Raw genomic sequence first — 6,192 nt, forward strand, 5'->3', positions numbered from 1 at the left:
GCCTATATCGGTGGTGTCCACCTCTTCCCATTCCGAACAGAGAAGTTAAGCCCACCAGAGCCGATGGTACTGCGGTAACACGTGGGAGAGTAGGTCGGTGCCAAATCTTAAGCAAAACCCTGCAGCTAAACGCTGCAGGGTTTTTGTGTTTATATACATTTCTGAAAGAAAAACCTTCTTGATGAATGCTATGTTATTCTTATATTCATAAATACCTTACATAATAATCAACCAGATAAGGGGATAGGGGCCTTAGATTATTTCTTAATAAAGTATTGGTGCAACCATCTTTATGCAATAATTTTGGTATATTTGATACAAATTTAAAATAATATAAACGAATGAATTTATTCGCGGAAAAGAGAAGGGAAGTAATGTTACATATAGAAGGCTATATGCTTGATATGATGGAAACATACCTGAAACCGATTGATACAAATTGGCAGCCATCTGATTTTTTGCCCGATTCTACTAGTGAAACTTTCTACCAGGATATAAAATTATTACGTGAGAATGCTAAGGATCTTTCTTATGATCTTGTAGCTGTTTTAATAGGTGATACAATTACGGAAGAAGCATTACCGACATACGAGTCRTGGCTTTGTATGGTGGACGGGATTACTAGAAATGAACAAGGTGGATGGATGAAATGGGTACGTCACTGGACTGCGGAGGAAAACAGGCATGGTGACCTATTAAATAAATATCTTTACTTGTCAGGTCGCGTTGATATGCGCCAGATGGAAATATCAACTCAATACTTAATTGCAGATGGGTTTGATATAGGAACCGGCCATGATCCATATAGAAATTTTATATATACTAGTTTTCAGGAGTTAGCTACAAATATTTCTCACAGGAGAGTAGCTTCTTTAGCTAAAAAGGATGGTGACACATTACTTTCTAAAATGTGTGGAGTAATTGCATCTGATGAAGCACGTCATGCAAAGGCATATAAAGATTTTATGTCGAAAATATTTGAAGTTGATCCAAATGAGGCTATGGTCGCTTTTGAAGATATGATGAGAAAGAAAATCGTAATGCCTGCTCACTTTTTACGCGAAATGGGTATGAAAATTGGACAAACATTCGGACATTTTACTGATGCTGCTCAACGTTTAGGAGTGTATACTGCGATTGATTATGTGGAAATCATGCAACAGTTAATTGAAGAGTGGAAGTTAGAAAGTATGCGTGATTTAAATGAAGCCGGAGAAAAAGCACGTGATTATATCATGGCTTTACCAAACAGGCTGTTGCGCGTTGCGTTCATTAAATATATTCTCTCCGGCAATAGCAGTTTTTTGAAGTTTTTTTAGTGCTGCTGCCGACAAGTCTGAATTTCTATCTTGAAAGGTCTTAAGTGCTGTAATTTGATATTGTTTTTCTTCTTCTGTTGCTCTAATTACCTCTCCGGGTATTATTGTAGGTGAGCCATTTTTATTTAGAAAGGTATTTACCCCTACAATAGGATATTCACCAGTATGTTTCAACGTCTCGTAGTATAAGCTTTCTTCCTGTATTTTACCACGCTGATACATGGTTTCCATTGCTCCTAATACCCCTCCTCTGTCATTAATACGTTTAAACTCTAACAATACTGCCTCCTCAACCAGATCAGTTAAATCTTCAATGATAAAGGCTCCTTGCAGTGGGTTTTCATTTTTAGCTAAGCCTAGTTCTCTGTTAATGATCAACTGAATAGCCATCGCCCTGCGCACAGATTCTTCGGTTGGAGTCGTTATAGCCTCGTCATAAGCATTTGTGTGAAGAGAATTACAGTTATCATAGATTGCATATAAAGCCTGTAAGGTTGTGCGTATATCATTAAAATCAATTTCCTGAGCATGCAATGAACGGCCTGAGGTCTGGATATGATATTTCAGTTTTTGGGACCTATCATTTCCTTTGTATTTGTTTTTAATTGCTTTAGCCCATATACGCCTTGCTACACGGCCAATCACCGAATATTCAGGATCGATGCCGTTAGAGAAGAAGAAAGATAGATTAGGCGCAAAATCATCAATGTTCATTCCTCTGCTCAGATAATATTCAACAAAAGTAAAACCATTACTCAATGTAAAGGCAAGTTGAGATATTGGATTTGCACCTGCTTCAGCAATATGATATCCGGAGATTGATACTGAATAGAAGTTGCGTACTTTTTCGGTAATAAAATAGTTTTGAATGTCACCCATCATCCTTAGGGCAAATTCAGTAGAGAAAATACAGGTGTTTTGTGCCTGATCTTCCTTAAGAATATCTGCCTGGACAGTGCCGCGCACGGTACTTATGGCATGTGCTTTAATTTTAACGTATACATCTGCTGGTAATACCTTATCGCCGGTTACGCCAAGAAGCATTAATCCCAGACCATCGTTCCCCTCAGGTAAAGAGCCATTATATGTTGGTCTTTGCTGTCCCTTTTCCTTATATATCGAAAGAATTTTGTTCTCTACTTCTTTTTGTAGTCCATTTTCAATTATGTATTTCTCGCATTGCTGATCTATTGCTGCATTCATGAAAAATCCTAATAACATAGGTGCGGGCCCATTTATTGTCATGGACACTGAGGTTGATGAAGCACAAAGATCAAAACCGGAGTATAATTTTTTAGCATCATCGAGAGTTGCTATACTTACACCAGAGTTGCCTATTTTGCCATAAATGTCGGGGCGTACATGTGGATCTTCTCCGTAAAGAGTTACAGAATCAAAGGCCGTGGATAAGCGGTGTGCAGGCTGACCTAAGGATACATAATGAAATCTTTTATTGGTTCTTTCTGGTCCACCTTCTCCTGCAAACATGCGGGTTGGGTCTTCTCCTTCGCGTTTTAAGGGAAAAACACCGGCGGCATACGGGAATTCACCAGGGACATTCTCTGTCAATAACCACTGAAGAATGTCGCCCCAATCCTTATATCGAGGGAGCGATACCTTTGGGATTTGCAATTTAGAGAGTGATTCGTAAAAGAGTGGTTGTTTGATCTCTTTATCTCTTACCTTATATACAAAGAACTTTTGCTGGTATTTGGTTTTAGTCTCGGGCCATTGGCGCAGTAATTTCCTACATTCTCCATCCAGTTGTTCCTCTTGATGTTGATAAATCTCTTTTAAGGTGTTTGTTAGGTTTTCCTCAGTTGAAAGATCAATAACACCTTGTAATTGATACATTTTTCTAGCAATTGCAGCTTGTTTATCTACCCATTCATTGTATGTCTGGCTAGATTCAGCGATCTCTGCGAGATATCGTATTCTGTCTGGGGGAATTATATAAATCTTTTCGGATTCTCCTCCTATAAGCTCCATTTGGGCTTTAAAATCGATTCCTGTCTTTTCCTTTATCTTTTGCATTAAGGCAGTAAAGAGATTGTTCATGCCCGGATCGTTAAATTGAGAAGCCATTGTACCATAAACAGGAAGACTGTCGTCATCTGCAGTGAACAGATTGTGATTGCGTTTAAATTGTTTTCGGACATCACGTAAAGCATCCAGGGCACCACGCTTATCGAACTTATTGATGGCAACAAGGTCAGCAAAATCGAGCATATCAATCTTTTCCAACTGGGTAGCTGCACCGAACTCGGGAGTCATTACATATAAAGAGATGTCGCAATGCTCCGTTATTTCAGTATCTGATTGCCCAATACCGGAAGTCTCAACTATAATTAGATCATAACCTGCAGCTTTGCAGATATCAATGCTCTCCTGAACGTTTTTTGAAAGTGCTAAATTGGCTTGCCTTGTAGCCAATGAGCGCATATATATTCGGGAATTATTTATTGCATTCATCCTGATCCTATCTCCAAGTAWGGCGCCTCCAGTTTTGCGCTTTGATGGATCAACTGAGATAATTGCAAGTGTTTTATCTTTTACCTCTGTTAGGAATCTTCTTACCAACTCGTCAACTAAGGATGACTTACCAGATCCACCAGTTCCTGTAATACCAAGTACCGGAGCATTGTTGTTGATAGTCAGTTTTTTTAACTCGTTTACGAAAGATTGAGCAGCATCTGGATCATTTTCTGCAACTGTGATTGCTGCAGCAATACTTTTGATATCTTTTTTTGGGATGTTTTTTAATTCCCCATTTAAAGATTTTGTAGTGATGAAATCAGTTTGTTCAAGCATATTATTAATCATGCCTTGCAACCCCATTTTACGGCCATCATCAGGGGAATAGATTCTTGTAATACCGTAAGCCTGTAATTCCGCAATTTCCGAAGGCAGGATCACACCACCACCACCACCAAATATTTTGATATGGGGTGCCCCACGTTCCTGAAGCAAATCATACATATATTTAAAATATTCGATATGACCACCTTGATAGGAAGTCATCGCAATCCCTTGAACATCTTCCTGTATAGCGCAGTTTACAACTTCTTCAACCGAGCGATTATGGCCTAAATGTATTACTTCTGCCCCCGAGGATTGAAGAATCCTTCTCATGATATTGATTGTAGCATCATGTCCGTCAAATAATGCCGCGGCAGTTACAAAACGGATTTTATGTTTGGGCTTATAGATTTCAATTTGTTCCATAGCTGGTTTAATAATTGGTAATCAAAGGTAACAAAAAGGCCACTCAAAAATATTCTTGAGTGGCCTTCTTGTACCTATAAAGATTTTATTGATGTGTTAGTTCTGTTATAGGTTCGCCTATACAGCCACTAGGCATCTGAATATGGAGCATTGCAGCCAGGGTAGCTGCAATATCTGTCATGTAATGAGTTTTATTTGTTTTTCCTGGTTTTACATTCCATCCCATAAATACACACGGAATGTGCGAGTCATATGGGAACCATGCACCATGAGTTGTTCCTGTTTTTCCGCCTTCGAAATAGTTTGATTTCAATATATAATAAACATCGCCACTTCTACGTGCATTATATCCATTAGTAATGGCTTTCTTTATTGGTTCAGGTAGGGTAGAACTAGCTAATTTAGTGAGATCTACTGCATCCATAACTCCATCTTGCTCCTTTATTGTTGCAATTGTTAATGCTTTTATTGCATCAAAGTCGGCATTGGCGTCCTTAATTGCCTGATGGTTGAAGTAAAACTGGCTGTTAGTAGAAGTGATGATTGCCTTTTTTACTTTAAATTTTTCTTCAATTGTAGTATTTAAACTCTTTATAACCGGAGAGTCATTGAATAGCCCCCCAGGTAGTTTATTCTCAGTCATAAAACCTGGAACATGCGCTGCCCCATGATCAGCAGATAAAAACACTAGATAATTTCCTTTGCCAATTTTAGTATCCAGATAATTAAAGAACTGTTCCAAATCTTTATCTAACCTTAGGTACGTGTCCTCTGCTTCTATTGAATTTGGCCCATATTGATGTCCAACATAGTCTGTTGCAGAACAGCTGACAGCAAGGAAATCAGTGGAACTTCCCTCACCAAGGTGCTCTGAATTTATAGCAAGTTTGGCCAACTCTAAAGTCATTGTATTTCCATAAGGAGAACTTTTTATCATTTCATAATTCTTTCCTGCATACAATTTGAAAGGATGAGGGAAGGTAGGGGTTTGTTCTCCTCTAGATTTTCCTTCATACTCTTTGTTGTCGCTAGTGCTTTGATCATAAGTTTCAATTGGATATAATGTATTCCAGTTCTTCTCAAAATACTTGTCTGCCATTTTCAACTTGTTATAATCTACTACCCATGATGGTAATTGAGTCATGTAGTGTGTACTGGTAATCCAATCGCCAGTTCCCCCATCAAACCAATAGGCCGCATTTGCAGAATGACCTGCTGGTAAAATTGATCCTCTGTCTTTTAGTGATATGCCAATTACTTTACTTTTAAAGTTTGTAGCTAAACGAAGTTCATCAGTAATGGTTGTGGTAAGTAAGTTTTTAGGAGACATTAAGCCAGCTCTGGTATCACTACCTACCGTTTTAACTGTGGTATCTTCGGCACAATAAACTCCTCGTTTTAATTGTGGATCGTACCAATCGTTTCCAATGATCCCGTTAATAGCTGGAACTGATCCGGTATAGATACTCGAGTGTCCGCATGCTGTATAGGTAGGAGTGTATGGAATAAAAGTATTCTCAGCAGAGAACCCTTCATTTACCATTCGCTTAAATCCACCATTTGAATATCTGCTATAGTAACGATACAGATAGTCCCATCTCATTTGATCAACAACTAAGCCTACAACTAATTTTGGTCTGTTTAATGT

Annotated in this window: 3 protein-coding genes and 1 rRNA gene; 2 read left to right on the top strand and 2 right to left on the bottom strand. The window is 38.5% G+C overall.

The window, feature by feature from the left end; genetic code table 11:
* Both rrf and AC1DG9_RS22950 read left to right on the top strand, forming a co-directional pair.
* Positions 1–106 (top strand): 5S ribosomal RNA (gene rrf / locus AC1DG9_RS22945); the annotation flags it as partial.
* A 235-nt stretch (positions 107–341) separates the two neighbouring features.
* Positions 342–1,319 carry an acyl-ACP desaturase gene (locus AC1DG9_RS22950; protein WP_477635304.1) on the top strand — a complete coding sequence of 326 codons (978 nt, stop codon included), beginning with the start codon at positions 342–344 and terminating at the stop codon, positions 1,317–1,319.
* Here AC1DG9_RS22950 and AC1DG9_RS22955 read toward each other — a convergent pair.
* Both AC1DG9_RS22955 and pafA read right to left on the bottom strand, forming a co-directional pair.
* Positions 1,242–4,544, bottom strand: coding sequence for a methylmalonyl-CoA mutase family protein (locus tag AC1DG9_RS22955; protein WP_477635305.1), 3,303 nt, complete (start codon positions 4,542–4,544; stop codon positions 1,242–1,244). The two genes, AC1DG9_RS22950 and AC1DG9_RS22955, sit on opposite strands and share 78 nt — an antisense overlap.
* Before the next feature lie 85 nt (positions 4,545–4,629).
* Positions 4,630–6,192 (bottom strand): alkaline phosphatase PafA (gene pafA, locus AC1DG9_RS22960; RefSeq protein ID WP_477635306.1); only part of this gene is annotated, 1,563 nt, incomplete at its 5' end.

Source organism: Pedobacter sp. 05L430 (genome assembly GCF_056397585.1).